This window comes from Streptomyces sp. PL-25 (assembly GCF_058344915.1).
The window spans coordinates 6343328-6362234 of sequence record NZ_CP136997.1; the positions used below are offsets into that span (position 1 = coordinate 6343328).

The following is an 18907-nucleotide window of genomic DNA, read 5'->3' on the forward strand; positions in this document are numbered from 1 at the left end:
CCGCACATGGGGACGACCTCTGAGGGACTCTGTGGAACCTGTTCACGGCCGTCGGTCCTGCGGTCGCTCATTCATGTCGACACCAGCGGACAGTGAGGTGAGAGGCAGATTGTTCACCACCCGCCCCACCCTCCAGGGCACCTTCGGCATGGTGTCCTCCACGCACTGGCTGGCCTCGCAGTCGGCTATGGCCGTGCTGGAGGGCGGCGGGAACGCGTTCGACGCGGCCGTGGCCGGGGCGTTCGTGCTGCATGTGGTGGAGCCGCATCTCAACGGACCGGCCGGGGAGGTGCCGATCCTGCTCGCCCCGGCGGGCGGTGCGGTGCGGGTGCTGTGCGGGCAGGGGGTCGCCCCGGCGGGGGCGAGCGCCGCGCACTACCGGGGGCTCGGACTCGATCTGGTGCCGGGCACGGGGCCGCTCGCCGCCGCCGTCCCGGGCGCCTTCGACGCCTGGCTGCTGCTCCTGCGTGACCACGGCACCAAGCCGCTCGACGACGTCCTGGCGTACGCCATCGGATACGCCGAGCACGGGCACCCGCCGGTGGAGCGCGTGGGGGAGACCGTCGAGACGGTGCGGGAGCTGTTCGAGACCGAGTGGACGTCCTCGGCCGAGGTCTACCTGCCCGGCGGCCGGGCGCCCCGTCCCGGCGAACCGCTGCGCAACCCCGCGCTCGCCGCCACCTGGAAGCGGCTGCTGGCCGAGACGGCGGGAGCCGGGGACCGGGAGGCGCGGATCGACGCCGCGCGCGAGGTGTGGCGCTCCGGCTTCATCGCCGAGGCACTGGTCCGCCAGGCCCGCCGCCCCACGCTGGACACCAGCGGCGCACACCACACCGGCACCCTCACGGCCGCCGACCTCGCCGGCTGGTCCGCGACGTACGAGGACCCGGTGACGTACGACTGGAACGGCTGGACCCTGTGCAAGGCCGGACCCTGGAGCCAGGGGCCCGCCTTCCTCCAGCAGCTCGCCCTGCTGCCGCCCGAGCCGCCGGTCCACGGTTCGGCCGACTACGTCCATCTCCTCATCGAGAACTGCAAACTCGCGATGGCCGACCGGGAGGCCTGGTACGGGGACGCCGCCGACGTACCGTTGGACACGCTGCTCGGCGACGCCTACAACGCCGGACGGCGCGCCCTGGTCGGGGAGCGGGCCTCCTACGAGCTGCGCCCCGGCAGTCCGGACGGGCGCGAGCCGCGGCTGAGCGCGCACGCCTGCCGGGCCGCCGCCGAGCCCGGCGACTTCGACGCCCTGGGGGTCGGCGAGCCCACCGTCGCCAAGCCCTCCACCTCGCCCGTGCCGGGCGAACCCGAGGTCGGCGCGGACGGCGCGACCCGCGGCGACACCTGCCACCTCGACGTCGTCGACCGCTGGGGCAACATGGTCGCCGCCACGCCCAGCGGCGGCTGGCTCCAGTCCAACCCCGTCGTCCCCGAACTCGGCTTCCCGCTCGGCACCCGGCTCCAGATGACCTGGCTGGAGGAGGGTCTGCCGAACACTCTGACGCCCGGCCGCCGGCCGCGTACCACCCTCACGCCCTCGCTCGCCCTGCGCGACGGCGAACCCGTCCTGGCCTTCGGCACACCCGGCGGCGACCAGCAGGACCAGTGGCAACTGCACTTCTTCCTGGCCCTCGCGCTGCGCCCCGCCGTCCGCGGCGGCCTCGACCTGCAAGGCGCCGTCGACGCCCCGAACTGGCACAACGACTCCTTCCCCGGGTCCTTCTACCCGCGCGGCATGCGCCCCGGGTCCGTCACCGTGGAGTCCCGTACGGACCCGGAGGTCGTCGCCGGGCTGCGCCGCCGCGGACACGACGTCACGGTCGGCGGCGCCTGGTCGGAGGGGCGGCTGTGCGCGGTCGCCCGGGACCCGCGCACCGGCATCCTGTCGGCGGCGGCCAACCCGCGCGGGATGCAGGGCTACGCGGTCGGCCGCTGAGGGGGCTTCACACGGCGGCCGGAATGGGACGGAACGGGATAGAAGGGGTAGCGGGCTTCGGGCGGTCGGCGCCGGGAGTTCACGGTGATTCCACCTGGAATACACCGGTGCGGGGGGCGTTGTCAGTGGGCTGTGCTCTCATGGAGGCATGATCGAAGAGACGGAAACCATCGAAGAGTTTCTCGCGGAGCGCTCGTCCGACGTCGAGGAGGCGGTCCGCAAGGCCGCCGCGGCCGAGATCATGCCCCGCTTCCGACGGCTCGCCGAGCACGAGGTCGACCAGAAGTCCGGACCGCACGACCTGGTCACGGACGCGGACCGGCTCGCCGAGCGCTATCTCACCGACACGCTCGCCGACCTGCTGCCCGGCTCCCTGGTCGTCGGCGAGGAAGCGGTGCACGCCGACCCGGCGGTCTACGACGCGATAGGCGCCGACGTTCCGGTCTGGATCGTGGACCCGGTCGACGGCACCCGGCAGTTCGTGCACGGCGACCCCGGCTTCTGCACGCTGGTCGCCCTCACCCTGCGCGGCGCGGTCCTGGCCTCCTGGACCTACGCCCCGGCGCAGGACCGGCTCGCCACCGCCGTCCGCGGGCACGGCGCCCGCCTCGACGGCCGGCCGCTGCGCTCCGGCAGCCCCGAGCCGGGCCGCGCCCTCGAAGTGGCGCACTCCCACCCGGACTACACCACCAACGAGCAGAAGCGCACCCTGCGCGGTCTGCGCACCGACGGCCTGGCGCCGCGCCCCTGCGGCTCGGCCGGGCTGGAGTATCTCGCCGTCGCGAGCGGCGCGTTGGACGCCACCGCGTTCACCTGGGAGGCAGCCTGGGACCACGCGGCCGGTCTGCTGCTGGTCGAGGAGGCGGGCGGCATCCAGCTGACCCGCACCGGCGAGCCGTTCCGCCTCACCGGGGGCAACGCCCTGCCGTTCACCGCCGCGCGGGACGAGGCCACCGCCCGCCGGGTGATCGAGGCGCTGGCCGCTGGATGAGCAGGGGGCTGACCGGTGGGTGAGCAGGGGGCTGGCCGGTGGGTGAGCAGGGCGCGGATCGGTGGGTGAGCTGGGCGCGGACCGCCGCGTGAGGGGAGATCGGCCGGTCCCGTCCGAGTCCGCCGCCTCGTCCGAGCCCGCCGTTCCGTCCGAGTCCGCTGTCCCGTCCGAGTCCGCTGTCCCGTCCGAGTCCGCTGTCCCGTCTGAGACCGCCGGCCCACTCGATCCTGCCCCTCCCCGGCCGGGGCGTGCGCGGGCGTGCGCGGTCGCTCCGGTTGCCGCCCGGTGGGTCCGGCGGGTGCCCCGGTCGGCCGTGGCGCCCTGCGGTCGGGTGTGTCGGTGCGGCGGCATATCCTGGCCCCCGACGACAGGTCCGCGTGGCCATCGGCTGACGAAGGGGTCCGAAGGTGCCGTCGATGCTCGATGTCGTGGTGGTGGGCGCGGGGCCGAACGGCCTGACCGCCGCCGTGGAGCTGGCCCGCCGCGGCTTCTCCACAGCTGTGTTCGAGGCGCGCGGCACGGTCGGCGGCGGCGCCCGCACCGAGGAGCTGACCCTCCCCGGCTTCCGGCACGACCCGTGCTCGGCCGCCCACCCGCTCGCCGTCAACTCACCGGCGTTCCGCGCCCTTCCCCTGGAGCGGTACGGGCTGGAGTGGCTCCATCCCGAGCTGCCCATGGCCCACCCCTTCCCGGACGGCACCGCGGCCGTCCTGGCCCGCTCCGTCGCCGAGACCGCGGCCTCCTTCGGCGCGCGCGACGCGGGCACGTACCGCAGGCTCGTCCAGCCGTTCCTGCCCCACTGGGACACCCTGGCCCGGGACTTCATGTCCCTGCCGCTGACCGCACTGCCCCGCGACCCGGTCACCCTCGCCCGCTTCGGACTCGCCGGACTGCCCCCCTCGACCTGGCTGAGCCGCCGCTTCCGCGACGAGCGGGCCAGGACGCTCTTCGCCGGACTCGTCGCCCATGTCATGGCCCCCCTGGGCGGGTTGGCCACCAGCGCCGTCGGCCTGGTCTTCTGCCTGGCCGCGCACGCCCGCGGCTGGCCGCTGGCCCGCGGCGGCTCCCAGTCGATCTCCGACGCCCTCGCCGCGTACCTCAATGACCTCGGCGGCGCCGTGCACACCGACTACGAGGTCAAGCGCCTGGACGACCTGCCGCCCGCCCGCGCCTACGTCTTCGACACCTCGCCCACCGCCCTGGCCCGGATCGCCGGACTCGGCCGCTACTACGACGCGTACCGGTACGGACCCGGCGTCTTCAAGATCGACTACGCGCTGGACGGACCCGTCCCGTGGACCGCCGAGGAGGCCCGCACCGCCGGGACCGTGCAGATCGGGGCGGACAGCGCCGAGATCGGCACCGCCCTGCGCGCCGCCGCCCGCGAGGGCCGCGCACCCGAGAGACCCTTCCTCATCACCGTCCAGCCCACGGTCGTGGACCCCACCCGCGCCCCCGAGGGCAAGCATGTCTTCTGGGCGTACGGACATGTGCCGGCCGGCTGGGACGGCGACCTCACCGACGCCATCGAACGCCAACTGGAGCGCTTCGCCCCCGGTTTCCGCGACCGCGTCCTCGCCCGCGCCACCGCGGGCCCGGCCCAGCTCGCCCACCGCAACGCCAACTACGTCGGCGGCGACATCGCGACCGGCGCGGTCTCCGGGCTCCAGATCCTGCTGCGGCCCAGGCTCACCCTGTTCCCGTACCACACCCCGCACCCGGCCGTCTTCATCTGCTCCTCGGCCACCCCGCCGGGACCGGGTGTGCACGGCATGTCCGGGCACAACGCGGCCAAGGCCGTGTGGAGGAGGCTGCGCCAGACATGACCCATGGTCCCGCGCCCGTGCCCCCGTCCGCTCCCGCCCTCGTCCTCGTCCGCGGCGACATCACCCGGCAGAGCGCCGACGCCCTCGTCAACGCCGCCAACTCCTCCCTGCTCGGCGGCGGCGGGGTCGACGGCGCCATCCACCGCCGCGGCGGACCCGCCGTCCTGGAGGAGTGCCGCGCCCTGCGAGCCTCCCGGTACGGCAGGGGGCTGCCCACCGGACAGGCCGTCGCCACCACGGCGGGCGCGCTGGACGCCCGCTGGGTGATCCACACCGTCGGCCCGGTGTACCAGGGGCCGGGCAGCGACCCGGCGCTCCTCGCCTCCTGCTACCGCGAGTCCCTGCGCGTCGCCGACGAGCTGGGCGCCCGTACGGTCGCTTTCCCCGCGATCTCCACCGGTGTCTACCGCTGGCCGCTCGACGACGCCGCCCGCGTCGCCGTCGAGACGGTGCGCGGGACGCGGACCGCGGTGGCGGAGATCAGGTTCGTCCTTTTCGACGAACCGGCGTACCAGGCGTTCGCGGCCCAGCTCGACTGAGCCGACCCGATCGGACCCCCGGCCCCCGGACACCCCGCCCCCGGACCCCCCGCCCCGCCGCACCGGCGGCCGGGACGGGCACGATGATCCCCAAGCCCAGCCCTCACGACCGCATGACCTCACGACCTTATGACCTCATGACCTCATGACCTCACGACCGACGGAACGCCTCCCCCCACCCCACAGGAGCCGCCTCATGTCCAAGCCCCCGCTGCCCGCCGAGGCCGTCGCCCTGCTGCGCCGTCCCAACCCCTGTGTCATGGCCACCCTGCGCGCGGACGGCGCGCCGGTGTCCACGCCCACCTGGTACGTGTGGGACGACCCGCGCGTGCTGATCAGCCTGGACGAGGGCCGGGTGCGCCTCGGGCATCTGCGCCGCGACCCGCGCGTCACCCTCACCGTCCTGAACGGCGACGACTGGTACACGCACGTCACCCTGATCGGCCGGGTCGCCGAGCTGCGCCCGGACGACGGCCTGGCCGACATCGACCGGATCGCCCGGCACTACACCGGCGAGCCCTACCCCGACCGGGTCCGGCCCCGCGTCAGCGCGTGGATCGAGGTGGACCGCTGGCACGGCTGGGGCGCCCTGAAGGACAGCGGCCAGGCGTCCACCTGAGTCCGGCCGGGCGCCGCGCACCGCGACGGCGCCCGGCACCGGCCCACCCCGGAGCAGCCGGGGGAGCGGCGGGGCGCGGTGGAGGAGCGGCCGGAGAAGGGGGAGGGGGGGAGGAGGGGGAGGAGGGCCGTCTCCCGGGGCGTGATCCGGAGCCGCCCTGGGCACGCAAGGTCCATGTCGGATTCTCGCCAGCCCAGCGGGGCGCCGATGCTGTTTCCTGGAGCCATGCAGAAGGGGATGCACACCGACCGGACGCGCTGCGTACGCGCCGTCCAGTCCAAGGACGCACGCTTCGACGGCTGGTTCTTCACCGCCGTCCTGACCACTCGCATCTACTGCCGGCCCAGCTGCCCCGCCGTGCCGCCCAAGCCGGAGAACATGACCTTCCTGCCGAGCGCGGCCTCCTGCCAGCAGGCCGGGTTCCGCGCCTGCACACGCTGCCGCCCCGACACGAGCCCCGGCTCACCGGAGTGGAACCGGCGCGCGGACCTGGTGGCGCGCGCCATGCGGCTCATCGCCGACGGCGTCGTGGACCGCGACGGCGTACCGGGCCTCGCCACCCGCCTCGGCTACAGCACCCGCCAGATCGAACGCCAGCTCCTGGCCGAACTCGGCGCGGGACCGCTCGCGCTCGCCCGCGCCCAGCGCGCCCAGACCGCCCGGCTGCTGATCGAGACCACCGCGCTGCCGATGGCGGAGATCGCCTTCGCCGCCGGCTTCTCCTCGATCCGCTCCTTCAACGACACCGTGCGGGAGGTCTTCGCGCTCACCCCGAGCGACCTGCGCACCCGCGCGCCGAAGGCCCCCGCCGGCCGGGCGGCGCAGCCCGCCGCCCCGGGCGCGCTCACCCTGCGCCTCCCCTTCCGCGCCCCGCTCAACCCGGACAACCTCTTCGGCCATCTCGCGGCCACCGCCGTCCCCGGCGTCGAGGAGTGGCGCGACGGCGCCTTCCGCCGGACGCTGCGGCTGCCCTACGGCCACGGCATCACCGCGCTCACCCCGCGCCCGGACCACATCGCCTGCCGGCTCACCCTCAGCGATCTGCGGGATCTGCCCGTCGCCATCAGCCGCTGCCGCCGGATGCTCGACCTCGACGCCGACCCGGTCGCCGTCGACGACCAGCTGCGCGCCGACCCCGTGCTCGCGCCCCTGGTCGACAAGGCTCCCGGCCGCCGTGTGCCGCGCACGGTCGACGAGGCCGAGTTCGCCGTCCGGGCCGTGCTCGGCCAGCAGGTCTCCACGGCCGCCGCGCGCACCCACGCGGCCCGCCTGGTCACCGCGCACGGCGAGCCCGTCGACGACCCCGAGGGCGGCCTCACCCATCTCTTCCCCGCCCCCGGGGCACTGGCCGCCCTCGACCCGGAGTCGCTGGCCATGCCCCGAACCCGGCGCGCCACCTTCACCACCCTGGTCGGCCGGCTCGCGGACGGCAGCCTGCGTCTGGGCGTGGAGAGCGACTGGCCCGAGACCCGCGCCCAGCTCCTGGCCCTGCCCGGCTTCGGCCCCTGGACGGCCGACGTCATCGCGATGCGCGCCCTCGGCGACCCGGACGCCTTCCTCCCCACCGACCTCGGCATCCGCCGCGCCGCCCGGGAGCTGGGCCTGCCGTCCACCCCGGCCGCCCTCACCGCGCGCGCCGCCGCCTGGCGCCCCTGGCGGGCCTACGCCGTGCAGTACCTGTGGGCCACCGACAACCACCCGATCAACTTCCTGCCCGTCTGACCCGCCCGCCGAGCCTGTCCCACCTGCCTGTTCCACCCGCCCGTCCCACCTGCCTGTCCCACCCGCCCGTCCGATCCGCCCGTGCGAGGACGCACCGCCATGAAGCAGCACACCGTCATCGACAGCCCCTACGGCCCGCTCACCCTCGTCGCCGACGACGGGGTCCTGTGCGGTCTGTACATGACCGACCAGCGCCACCGCCCGCCCCAGGAGTCCTTCGGTGAACCCGCTGACGGCACCGGACCCCTCGGCGCGGCGGCGGACCAGCTCGACGCCTACTTCTCCGGCCGCCTGCGGGAGTTCACCCTCCCCCTGCGGCTGGCCGGGACGCCCTTCCAGCGCCGGGTCTGGGAGCAGCTGCGCCGGATCCCGTACGGCGAGACCCGCACCTACGGCGAACTCGCCCACGCCCTCGGCGCCCCCGGGGCCTCCCGCGCGGTCGGCCTCGCCAACGGCAAGAACCCCATCGGCATCATCGTCCCCTGCCACCGCGTCATCGGCGCCGGCGGCAGCCTCACCGGCTACGGCGGCGGCCTCGCCCGCAAGCGCCGCCTGCTCGACTTCGAACAGGGCGCCGGCGCCGGCCTCTTCTGAGGTCCGCCCGCCCTGACCGGCCCCCCTGCCCGCCCCGCCCTCAGGCGCCTCGGGCGCCGCCGTCGCGCAGAGCGGCCAGCAGCGCGGGCAGGGCCGTCCCGATGGGCTCGCGGATCACCTCGTCGGCGATGCCGTCGTACGGGGTCGGCTCGGCGTTGACGATGACGAGCCGGGCGCCGTGCTCGGCGGCGAGAGCGGCCAGCCCGGCCGCCGGCTGCACCTGGAGGCTGGTCCCGACGGCGATGAACACCTGGCACGCCTTGGTGATCGCGACGGCCTCGCCCAGCACGACCGGATCGAGCCGTTCGCCGAACATCACCGTGGCCGACTTCAGGATCCCCCCGCACTCCCGGCACGGCGGATCGTCCTCGCCCGCCTCGACCCGGGCGAGGGCGTCGGCCATGGAGCCGCGCGCGTGACACCGCGTGCAGACGACGGAGCGCACGCTGCCGTGCAGTTCCAGCACCTTGCGCGCGGGCATCCCGGCGAGCTGGTGCAGCCCGTCCACGTTCTGCGTGATCACCCGGACCGGCACCCCGGCCCGCTCCAGCTCGGCCACGGCCCGGTGCGCGGCGTTCGGCTCGGCCGTCAGCGCGCGGTTCTTGCGCCGCAGCTGCCAGGACCGCCGCCGGATCTCCGGATCGCCCATGTAGTACGTGTACGTCACGAGCTTCTCGGCCTCGGGGTCCTTGCGCCAGACCCCGTTCGGGCCGCGGTAGTCCGGGATGCCGGAGTCGGTGGAGATCCCGGCCCCGCTGAGCAGGGCGACGAGGGGCTTGGTCATGCGACCGAGGGTAGGGCGGGCCGGGCGGCCGGGCGAACGGATATCCGGAAGCGGCCCGGCGGCGGCCCGGTGGCCGGTGCCGGGTCAGCCGACGCGGTGGCCGTTCTCCAGTTCCGCCGTGTCGCCGCCGCGGGTGAGCACGTCGAGGGCGGTCAGGACACGGCGGCCCAGGGACCCCGGCAGATGGGCGGCGAGGTCGTCGCGTGCCACCAGGCGCCAGGAGAGCAGTTCCTCCTCCTGGAGCCGGATCGCCTTCAGGTCCTCCGCGGCCAGGACCCCGCCGTCGTAGACGTAGGCGACCAGCGGCGGCCGGGCGGTGCCGGGCACCCAGTCGACCGCGAGCAGCCGGCCCGGTTCGCGGTCCAGGCCGATCTCCTCCAGCGTCTCGCGGCGGGCTCCCTGGCGGGGGCTCTCGCCGGTGTCCGACTCGATGGTGCCGCCCGGCAGCGTCCACCCGTCCCGGTAGTTGGGCTCGACGAGCAGCACGCGGCCCCGCTCGTCGCGGAAGAGGGTGGCGGCACCGGCCAGGACGCGGGGGAGACCGGCGATGTAGGTGGCGTAGTCGGGGAGGTCAGGAGTCGTCATCCGACGAAGGGTAGCGGGGGTGGCACCGCCGGGGCCGCCGAGGTCACGGGCGGGCCCGCTCCCGGGCCGTCCGCCCCTTCTCAGCCGGCGGGCGGGGCATGACGGCGGGGGGCGTCGCCGGTTATGGTCGCAGCGGCGCGACTGGCCCCCTGACGTGCGGGGCCCGGAGAGCAAGGGGAATGCAAGGTGGCGGACGCTCCAGTGCAGGGCACCCGCAGGGTGCTGGTTGCCGCGGACAAGTTCAAGGGCTCGCTGACGGCCGTACAGGTCGCCGAGCGGGTGACGGCCGGGTTGCGCAGGGTCGTGCCGGACCTGGAGGTCGAGGCGCTGCCCGTGGCCGACGGCGGGGACGGCACCGTGGACGCGGCGGTCGCGGCCGGTTTCGAGCGCCGGGAGGTACGGGTCGCCGGGCCCCTCGGCGAGCAGGTGACGGCGGCGTTCGCGCTGCGCGGCGACACCGCCGTCGTGGAGATGGCCGAGGCCAGCGGGTTGCAGCGGCTCCCGGAGGGAGTGTTCGCGCCGCTGACCGCGTCCACGTACGGCTCGGGCGAGCTGCTGCGGGCCGCGCTCGACGCGGGGGCGCGCACCCTGGTCTTCGGCGTCGGCGGCAGCGCGACCACGGACGGCGGCGCGGGCATGCTGTCCGCGCTGGGCGCGCGCTTCCGGCGCGCCGACGGTACGCCGCTCGCGCCCGGCGGCGGCGGTCTCGCCGATCTCGCGCACGCGGATCTGTCGGACCTGGACCCGCGGCTCGCCGAGACCGAGTTCGTGCTCGCCAGCGACGTCGACAATCCGCTGACCGGCCCGAAGGGCGCCCCGGCGGTCTACGGGCCGCAGAAGGGCGCCTCGCCCGAGGACGTGGCGGCCCTGGACGCGGCCCTCGCGCACTACGCGAAGGTGCTGGAGGAGGCGATCGGGCCCCGGGCCGCCGCGTACGCGGCCTCGCCCGGCGCCGGGGCGGCCGGCGGCATCGGTTACGGCGCGCTGATCGTCGGCGCCCGGTTCCGCGCCGGGATCGAGGTCATGCTCGATGTGCTCGGCTTCGCGCCCGCGCTGGAGCGGGCGTCCCTGGTGATCACCGGCGAGGGTTCGCTGGACGAGCAGACCCTGCACGGCAAGGCGCCGGCCGGGGTCGCCGCCGCCGCGCGCGCGGCCGGCAAGGAGGTCGTCGCGGTGTGCGGGCGGCTCGCGCTGGCACCGGAGGCGCTGGGCCGGGCGGGAATCCGCCGGGCGTACGCGCTGACGGACATCGAGCCGGACGTGGCCCGGTGCATCGCGCAGGCCGGTCCGATCTTGGAGCGGGTCGCCGAGCGCATCGGCGCGGACTTCCTGGGCTGAGCTGCCGCACGTAAGAGGGAAGGGCCCCGGAACCGTACGGTTCCGGGGCCCTTCCCTCTCGCGGGTCGCGGCGGCTACGGCAACTGGGCCGCGCGTGCCTCGCGCCGGTTGTCGCGGAAGTTGTTCACCCGGCGGGCCGTGGCGAACAGCGGGATGACCGCGCCCATCACCAGCTGGAGCGCACAGCCGGTCTGGAGCAGCAGCTGACCGCTCGGGGCGTCGAAGGCCCAGGCGGCCAGCAGGCCCATGGACAGCACGATCCAGGAGAGCATCGCCACCGCGAGGCGGCCCCGCGGCTTCGGGTACTCCACGCGGCTCACCATCAGCCACGCGGTGCCCACGATCGCCAGCAGCGTCGCCACGAAGGGCAGCTCCAGCAGGACGACGGAGACCACCGTCAGTGCGCCGAACGGCGAGGGCATGCCCTGGAAGACGCCGTCCTTCATGGTCACGCAGGAGAATCTGGCCAGGCGCAGGACGACCGCGAGGAGCACCACGATCGCGCCGAGCGCCGCCATCCGCTGGTGGGCGTCGTCGGCGACCATGCCGTAGACCAGGACGAAGTACGCCGGGGCCAGGCCGAAGCTGATCAGGTCGGAGAGGTTGTCCAGCTCCGCTCCCATGGGGGAGGAGCGCAGCTTGCGCGCCACCAGGCCGTCGAACAGGTCGAAGACCGCCGCGCACAGCATCAGGATGACCGCCGTGGCGGCGCTGTGCCGGGCCATGCCGTTCTCCTGGCTCCCGGTGAGGTGCGGGATCAGGATGCCGGTGGTGGTGAAGTAGACGGCCATGAAGCCGCACGTGGCGTTGCCCAGGGTGAGGGTGTCCGCTATCGAGAGGCGGAGCGAGAGAGGCATCTCCTCCTCGTCGTCCAGCTCGTCGGCCTCGGGCACCCAGCCGGCCTGGGTCTCTGGATCAATCACGGTCAATGCGAGTCACCCCAGCCACGGTCTTCTGGCCGACCTCGACCGCGACCTCCACACCCTCGGGCAGGTACAGGTCGACGCGGGAGCCGAAGCGGATCAGACCGATCCGCTCGCCCTGCTCGACCTTGGTGCCGGACGGGATGTAGGGGACGATGCGGCGGGCCACCGCGCCGGCGATCTGGATCATCTCGATGTCGCCGAGCTCGGTGTCGAAGTGCCAGACGACCCGCTCGTTGTTCTCGCTCTCCTTGTTGAACGCCGGAACGAACCCGCCGGGGACGTGTTCGACCGAGGTGACCGTGCCGGAGAGCGGGGCGCGGTTCACATGGACGTTCAGCGGGCTCATGAAGATGGCGACGCGGGTACGGCCGTCCTTCCACGGCATGATGCTCTGCACCACACCGTCGGCGGGCGAGATGACCCGGCCCTGGGCGATCTCGCGCTCGGGGTCGCGGAAGAACCACAGCATCCCCGCCGCGAGCGCGGTGGCGGGGACGGCCACGGCCTTGGCCACGCCCGAGCGGCGGGCGCGGACCAGGCTGACGGCTGCGGTGGCGACGGTCGGCAGAAGCCACGGCGATGCTCCGCGCGCGAGGCGTACGCCGGCGAGGCTGTCGCGAGGTGCAGAGGTTTGGCTGTGGGGCATGGATGACCTTCGTAGCGGATGATGCCGCGCTCTCGACGGGGGACGGCGGCTTTCCGCGATCGTAGCGGTTAAGGGCCACAACTGGGTAAGCCGGGAAGCCGAGTCGGCGGCCGAAGACCGCTGACGGGGTGTGATCTTCTTCTCGGTGAAAACACCCCGTATGCGGACATTCAGCCCTGGATTCGATACTCTTCGAGCAGTCGCCGGCCGATGATCATTTTCTGGATCTCGGCGGTACCTTCACCGATGAGCAGCATCGGCGCCTCGCGGTACAGGCGCTCGATCTCGTACTCCTTGGAGAAGCCGTAGCCGCCGTGGATCCGGAAGGCGTCCTCGACGACCTCCTTGCAGTACTCGGAGGCCAGGTATTTCGCCATGCCCGCCTCCAGGTCGTTGCGCTGTCCGGAATCCTTCTTCCGGGCCGCGTTCACCATCATCGCATGGGCCGCCTCGACCTTGGTGGCCATCTCCGCCAGCTTGAACTGGATGGCCTGGTGCCGGGCGATCGGCTTGCCGAAGGTGTGCCGCTGCTGGGCGTAGCCCACACCCAGCTCGAAGGCGCGCCGGGCGACCCCGCAGCCGCGGGCCGCCACGTTCACCCGGCCGACCTCGACCCCGTCCATCATCTGGTAGAAGCCCCGGCCGGTGGCGCCGCCGAGCACCCGGTCGGCCGGGACCCGCAGCCCGTCCATGATCAGCTCGGTGGTGTCGACGCCCTTGTAGCCCATCTTGTCGATCTTCCCGGGAATGGTCAGACCGGGCCGGACCTCGCCGAAGCCGGGCTCCTTCTCCACCAGGAAGGTCGTCATCGACTTGTGCGGGGCCGTCCCCTCGGGGTGACCCTCGTCACTGCGCACCAGCACCGCGACCAGCGAGGACGTACCGCCGTTGGTCAGCCACATCTTCTGCCCGGTCAGGACGTACTCGTCGCCGTCGCGCACCGCCTTGGACGTGATGGCCGACACGTCCGAGCCGAGCGCCGGCTCCGACATCGAGAAGGCGCCGCGGATGTCGCCGAGGGCCATCCTCGGCAGGAAGTGGTCCTTCTGCTCCCGCGTCCCGTGCTGCTTGAGCATGTACGCGACGATGAAGTGGGTGTTGATGATGCCGGACACCGACATCCAGCCGCGCGCGATCTCCTCCACGCACAGCGCGTACGTCAGCAGCGACTCGCCCAGGCCCCCGTACTCCTCGGGGATCATCAGACCGAACAGCCCCAGCTCCTTGAGGCCGTCCACGATCTGCTGCGGGTACTCGTCGCGGTGCTCCAGCTCGGTCGCGACCGGGATGATCTCCTTGTCGACGAAGTCCCGCACGGTGGAGACGATCTCCTGCTGGACGTCGGTGAGACCGTGGGTCTGGGCGAGACGGCTCATCTACTTCCCCTGTTCCTTCAGCTCGGGCCGGCCGGGCTGCTCTCCCCCAGTGCCTGAATGGCCTGGGAGGGGCCCCCAGCCGCGCTCCTCGATGTACGTCCCGGTCGGCACCATCACCTTGCGGCGGAAGACGCACACGAGGGTGCCGTCCTGCTTGTAGCCCTTGGTCTCGACGTGCACGATGCCGCGGTCGTCCTTCGACTTCGACGGCCACTTGTCCAGCACCGTCGTCTCGCCGTAGAGCGTGTCGCCGTGGAAGGTCGGCGCCACGTGCCTGAGCGACTCGATCTCCAGGTTGGCGATCGCCTTGCCGGAGACGTCCGGCACGGACATGCCGAGCAGCAGCGAGTAGATGTAGTTGCCCACGACGACGTTCCTGCCGAAGTCCGTCGTCGACTCGGCGTAGTGCGCGTCCAGGTGGAGCGGGTGGTGGTTCATGGTGAGCAGACAGAACAGATGGTCGTCGTACTCGGTGACCGTCTTGCCGGGCCAGTGCTTGTAGACCGCGCCGACCTCGAACTCCTCGTAGGTGCGTCCGAACCGCATCGCGCTCAGCCCTCCGGGATCTCGAACTTCGACGTGCGCCGCATCCCGGCCGCCCGTCCCTTGCCCGCCACGACCAGGGCCATCTTGCGGCTGGCCTCGTCGATCATCTCGTCGCCGAGCATCGCCGAGCCCTTCTTGCCGCCCGCCTCGGACGTGCAGTACTCGTACGCGTCCAGGATCAGCTCGGCGTGGTCGTAGTCCTCCTGCGAGGGCGAGAAGACCTCGTTGGCGGCCTCGACCTGGCCGGGGTGCAGCACCCACTTGCCGTCGAAGCCGAGCGCGGCGGCGCGCCCCGCGACCGTGCGGAAGCCGTCGACGTCGCGGATCTGGAGATAGGGGCCGTCGATCGCCTGGAGGTCGTGGGCGCGGGCGGCCATCAGGATCTTCATCAGGATGTAGTGGTAGGCGTCCGCCGGATAGCCCGGCGGCTGCTCGCCCACGACCAGCGTCTTCATGTTGATGGAGGCCATGAAGTCGGCCGGTCCGAAGACGATCGTCTCCAGGCGCGGGGAGGCCGCGGCGATCTCGTTGACGTGGTTGAGGCCCTGCGCGTTCTCGATCTGCGCCTCGATGCCGATACGGCCCACCTCGAAGCCCATGGTCTTCTCGATCTGCGTCAGCAGCAGGTCGAGCGCCACCACCTGCTGGGCGCTCTGCACCTTGGGCAGCATGACGCAGTCCAGGTTCTGGCCGGCGCCCTCCACCACGGTGACGACGTCCCGGTACGTCCACTCGGTCGTCCAGTCGTTGACCCGGACCACCCGGGTCTTGCCCGTCCAGTCGCCCTCGTTGAGGAACTTGACGATGGTGTGCCGCGCCTCGGGCTTGGCCAGCGGCGCGCACGCGTCCTCCAGGTCCAGGAAGACCTGGTCGGCGGGAAGTCCCTGCGCCTTCTCCAGGAAGCGCGGGTTGCTGCCCGGGACGGCCAGGCACGAGCGCCGCGGACGCAGACGGTCGGCCTGGGGAGCGGGGCTGGTCATACGGGAACCTCCAGGGGGTCGAGCTTGTTCGCTTTCCGGATCTCGTCGACGATGCGACCGATGATGCCGGTGATGTCGAAGTCCTTCGGGGTGAAGACGGCGGCCACTCCGGCGGCCCTCAGCTGTTCGGCGTCACCGCCTGGGATGATGCCACCGGCGATCACCGGGATGTCTGTGGCACCGGCCACACGCAGCCGCTCCAGCACGTCCGGCACCAGCCGCGCGTGCGAGCCGGACAGGATGGACAGGCCGACCGCGTGCACGTCCTCGGCGAGCGCCGCGTCCACGATCTGCTCGGGGGTGAGCCGGATGCCCTGGTAGACCACCTCGAACCCGGCGTCACGGGCCCGTACGGCGATCTGCTCGGCGCCGTTGGAGTGGCCGTCGAGACCCGGCTTGCCGACCAGGAAGCGCAGCTTGCCCACGCCCAGTTCGCGCGCGGTCAGGTCCACCTTGCGACGCACCCCGGACAGGGCCGAGCCCTCCTCGGCGGTGACGGCCACCGGCGCGGACGACACCCCGGTCGGCGCCCGGAACTCGCCGAACACCTCGCGCAGCGCCCCGGCCCACTCGCCGGTCGTCACCCCGGCGCGGGCGCACTCCAGAGTGGCCTCCATCAGGTTCTCCGTGCCCGCGGCCGCCTCCTTGAGCCGGTCGAGCGCCTGCCGCACGGTCGGGAAGTGGAACGGATCGCCCATGCCCTGCCGGTCGGAGGACTCCTGTCGCGTGGTGCGCCACTGCTCGACCGCCTCGACGACGCGGTCCTCGACCGCCGGGTCCACCGTCTGGATCGCCGTGTCGAGATCGGCGGTGAGCGGGTTCGGCTCGGTGCCCTCGAAGACGTTGACGCCGATGATCTTCTCCTGGCCGGACTCGATCCGGCCCCGGCGCTCGGCGTGCGAGGCGACCAGCTGCGACTTCAGATAGCCGGACTCCACGGCGGCCAGCGCGCCGCCGAGGCGCTGGATGTGGTCCATCTCGCCGAGCACCGGGCGGACCAGCTCGTCCACCTTCGTCTCGATCACCTTCGAACCCTCGAAGATGTCGTCGTACTCCAGCAGGTCGGACTCGTAGGCGAGCACCTGCTGGATGCGCAGCGACCACTGCTGGTCCCAGGGGCGGGGCAGGCCCAGGGCCTCGTTCCAGGCCGGCAGCTGCACGGCGCGGGCGCGGGCGTCCTTGGAGAGGGTGACGGCCAGCATCTCCAGGACGATCCGCTGGACGTTGTTCTCCGGCTGCGCCTCGGTCAGGCCGAGCGAGTTGACCTGGACGCCGTAGCGGAAGCGGCGGTGCTTCGGGTTCTCGATGCCGTAGCGCTCCCGGGTGACCTGGTCCCAGATGCGGCCGAAGGCGCGCATCTTGCACATCTCCTCGATGAAGCGGACCCCCGCGTTCACGAAGAAGGAGATCCGGCCCACCACCTCGCCCATGCGCTCCGGCGGCACCTGGCCGCTGTCGCGCACCGCGTCCAGGACGGCGATCGCCGTGGACATCGCATAGGCGATCTCCTGCACCGGTGTGGCCCCGGCCTCCTGGAGGTGGTAGCTGCAGATGTTGATCGGGTTCCACCGGGGGATGTGGGAGACGGTGTACGCGATCATGTCCGTCGTCAGGCGCAGCGAGGGACCCGGCGGGAACACATGGGTGCCCCGGGACAGGTACTCCTTGACGATGTCGTTCTGGGTCGTGCCCTGGAGCCGGGTGATGTCCGCGCCCTGCTCCTCGGCGACGACCTGGTAGAGCGCCAGCAGCCACATCGCGGTGGCGTTGATGGTCATCGAGGTGTTCATCTGCTCCAGGGGGATGTCCCGGAACAGCCGGCGCATGTCACCGAGGTGCGCGACCGGCACGCCGACCCGGCCGACCTCGCCGCGCGCGAGGACGTGGTCGGGGTCGTAGCCGGTCTGCGTCGGCAGGTCGAACGCCACCGACAGGCCGGTCTGGCCCTTGGCGAGGTTGCGCCGGTACAGCTCGTTGGACGCCTCGGCCGTGGAGTGGCCGGCGTAGGTGCGCATGAGCCAGGGCCGGTCGCGCTCCTTCGGCGGCTGCGCGGTCTGACGCTCAGTCATGGGTCCCTCAGACGTTCCGGAAGCGGTTGATGGCGTCGGCGTGCCGGGCGCGCAGCTCCGTGTCGCGCACCCCGAGGCCCTCCTCGGGGGCCATGCAGAGCACGCCGACCTTGCCCTGGTGGGCGTTGCGGTGCACGTCGTGGGCGGCCTGCCCGGTGTCCTCCAGGGCGTAGACCTTGGAGAGCGTCGGGTGGATCTTCCCCTTGGCGATCAGGCGGTTGGCCTCCCACGCCTCGCGGTAGTTGGCGAAGTGCGAGCCGATGATGCGCTTCAGCGACATCCACAGGTAGCGGTTGTCGTACTCGTGGTGGTAGCCCGAGGTGGAGGCGCAGGTGACGATGGTGCCCCCCTTGCGGGTGACGTAGACGGAGGCGCCGAAGGTCTCGCGGCCGGGGTGCTCGAAGACGATGTCGACGTCCTCGCCGCCGGTGAGTTCGCGGATGCGCTTGCCGAAGCGCTTCCACTCGCGCGGGTCCTGCTCGTGCTCGTTCCTCCAGAACCGGAAGTCCTCGGCGGTGCGGTCGATGATCGCCTCGGCGCCCATGGCCCGGCACAGCTCGGCCTTCTGCGGCGAGGAGACGACACAGATCGGGGTGGCGCCGCCGGCCAGCGCGAACTGCGTGGCGTACGAGCCGAGTCCGCCGCTCGCGCCCCAGATGAGCACGTTGTCGCCCTGCTTCATGCCGGCGCCGTTGCGGGAGACGAGCTGGCGGTAGGCGGTGGAGTTGACCAGGCCGGGGGCGGCGGCCTCCTCCCAGCTGAGGTGGTCCGGCTTGGGCATCAGCTGGTTGGACTTCACCAGTGCGAGCTCTGCCAGGCCGCCGAAGTTGGTCTCGAAGCCCCAGATGCGCTGCTCGGGGTCGAGCATGGTGTCGTTGTGGCCGTCGGACGACTCCAGTTCGACGGACAGGCAGTGCGCGACGACCTCGTCGCCGGGGTGCCAGGCGTTGACGCCGGGCCCGGTGCGCAGGACCACGCCCGCGAGGTCGGAACCGATGATGTGGTACGGCAGGTCGTGGCGGCGGGTCAGCTCGCTGACCTTGCCGTAGCGCTCCAGGAAGCCGAACGTGGACAGCGGCTCGAAGATCGAGGTCCACACCGAGTTGTAGTTGACCGAGGAGGCCATGACGGCCACCAGGGCCTCGCCCGGCCCGAGTTCGGGCAGGGGCACCTCGTCGAGGTGCAGCGACTTGCGCGGGTCCTTGTCGCGGGTCTCCAGCCCGGCGAACATCTCCGTCTCGTCCTTGTGCACGGTGATCGCGCGGTACGACTCGGGGAGCGGCAGGGCGGCGAAGTCGGCGGACGTGGCGTCCGGGGACTGGATCGCGTCCAGGATGTCCTTCACGGTCACGGTGTTGCCTCCGGCGGTGAGCGCCCTGAGGGAGGGGCGCTGAGGGGTACGTCGGTGCTGCTGAGGGGTGCAGAGGAGG

17 protein-coding genes are annotated in these 18907 nt (G+C 72.8%); 8 read left to right on the plus strand and 9 right to left on the minus strand.

Annotated elements, in window-relative coordinates:
* Positions 1-73: 73 nt before the first annotated feature.
* The 7 genes from R4Z62_RS28180 to R4Z62_RS28210 all read left to right on the plus strand — a co-directional run bounded on the left by R4Z62_RS28180 (position 74) and on the right by R4Z62_RS28210 (position 8227).
* Positions 74-1936 carry a gamma-glutamyltransferase family protein gene (locus R4Z62_RS28180; RefSeq protein WP_491521261.1) on the plus strand — a complete coding sequence of 621 codons (1863 nt, stop codon included), beginning with the start codon at positions 74-76 and terminating at the stop codon, positions 1934-1936.
* Positions 1937-2084: 148 nt separating this feature from the next.
* A complete protein-coding gene (locus R4Z62_RS28185; protein WP_491521262.1) occupies positions 2085-2927 on the plus strand; it encodes an inositol monophosphatase family protein in 843 nt (280 codons plus the stop codon).
* Positions 2928-3343: 416 nt separating this feature from the next.
* On the plus strand, positions 3344-4753 hold the full coding sequence (locus R4Z62_RS28190) for a phytoene desaturase family protein (protein WP_491521263.1): 1410 nt from the start codon (positions 3344-3346) through the stop codon (positions 4751-4753).
* Positions 4750-5292, plus strand: a complete 543-nt coding sequence (locus R4Z62_RS28195) for an O-acetyl-ADP-ribose deacetylase (protein ID WP_491521264.1) — start codon at positions 4750-4752, stop codon at positions 5290-5292. The genes R4Z62_RS28190 and R4Z62_RS28195 overlap by 4 nt, the downstream gene beginning before the upstream one ends.
* 196 nt (positions 5293-5488) lie before the next feature.
* Entirely contained in the window at positions 5489-5911 is a 423-nt protein-coding gene (locus R4Z62_RS28200; RefSeq protein ID WP_064536040.1) for a PPOX class F420-dependent oxidoreductase, read from the plus strand.
* Between the two features lie 225 nt (positions 5912-6136).
* A complete protein-coding gene (locus R4Z62_RS28205; protein WP_491521265.1) occupies positions 6137-7633 on the plus strand; it encodes an AlkA N-terminal domain-containing protein in 1497 nt (498 codons plus the stop codon).
* Between the two features lie 99 nt (positions 7634-7732).
* Positions 7733-8227, plus strand: a complete 495-nt coding sequence (locus tag R4Z62_RS28210; protein ID WP_491521266.1) for a methylated-DNA--[protein]-cysteine S-methyltransferase — start codon at positions 7733-7735, stop codon at positions 8225-8227.
* A gap of 40 nt (positions 8228-8267) precedes the next feature.
* On the opposite strand, the gene R4Z62_RS28215 is transcribed toward R4Z62_RS28210, so the two are convergent.
* Both R4Z62_RS28215 and R4Z62_RS28220 read right to left on the minus strand, forming a co-directional pair.
* Positions 8268-9011, minus strand: a complete 744-nt coding sequence (locus R4Z62_RS28215; RefSeq protein ID WP_064536043.1) for a Sir2 family NAD-dependent protein deacetylase — start codon at positions 9009-9011, stop codon at positions 8268-8270.
* 84 nt (positions 9012-9095) lie between these two features.
* The gene (locus tag R4Z62_RS28220) at positions 9096-9596 is read right to left on the minus strand and encodes an NUDIX domain-containing protein (protein ID WP_018571709.1); all 501 of its coding nucleotides are present in this window, start codon (positions 9594-9596) and stop codon (positions 9096-9098) included.
* Positions 9597-9815: 219 nt separating this feature from the next.
* Between R4Z62_RS28220 and R4Z62_RS28225 the strand changes: the two genes are divergently transcribed.
* Positions 9816-10934 (plus strand): glycerate kinase, encoded by a 1119-nt coding sequence (locus R4Z62_RS28225; RefSeq protein WP_491521936.1) that lies wholly within the window; start codon positions 9816-9818, stop codon positions 10932-10934.
* A 74-nt stretch (positions 10935-11008) separates the two neighbouring features.
* Here the strand turns inward: R4Z62_RS28225 and pssA are convergent, their stop codons facing one another.
* From pssA to ccrA, 7 genes are all read right to left on the minus strand, one after another.
* A complete protein-coding gene (gene pssA, locus R4Z62_RS28230; RefSeq protein WP_018571711.1) occupies positions 11009-11827 on the minus strand; it encodes a CDP-diacylglycerol--serine O-phosphatidyltransferase in 819 nt (272 codons plus the stop codon).
* Positions 11828-11849: 22 nt separating this feature from the next.
* Entirely contained in the window at positions 11850-12506 is a 657-nt protein-coding gene (locus R4Z62_RS28235; RefSeq protein WP_026253206.1) for a phosphatidylserine decarboxylase, read from the minus strand.
* Positions 12507-12676: 170 nt separating this feature from the next.
* Complete coding sequence (locus R4Z62_RS28240) at positions 12677-13882, minus strand: acyl-CoA dehydrogenase family protein (protein WP_064536045.1); 1206 nt, start codon at positions 13880-13882, stop codon at positions 12677-12679.
* Positions 13883-14428 carry a MaoC family dehydratase gene (locus R4Z62_RS28245; protein WP_064536047.1) on the minus strand — a complete coding sequence of 182 codons (546 nt, stop codon included), beginning with the start codon at positions 14426-14428 and terminating at the stop codon, positions 13883-13885.
* Between the two features lie 5 nt (positions 14429-14433).
* Positions 14434-15408, minus strand: coding sequence for an HpcH/HpaI aldolase/citrate lyase family protein (locus R4Z62_RS28250; protein WP_355477311.1), 975 nt, complete (start codon positions 15406-15408; stop codon positions 14434-14436).
* Positions 15405-17477, minus strand: coding sequence for a protein meaA (locus R4Z62_RS28255; protein WP_355477313.1), 2073 nt, complete (start codon positions 17475-17477; stop codon positions 15405-15407). Before R4Z62_RS28255 ends, R4Z62_RS28250 begins: the two co-directional genes overlap by 4 nt.
* Positions 17478-17484: 7 nt before the next feature.
* A complete protein-coding gene (gene ccrA / locus R4Z62_RS28260) occupies positions 17485-18822 on the minus strand; it encodes a crotonyl-CoA carboxylase/reductase (protein WP_355477396.1) in 1338 nt (445 codons plus the stop codon).
* Positions 18823-18907: the final 85 nt, after the last annotated feature.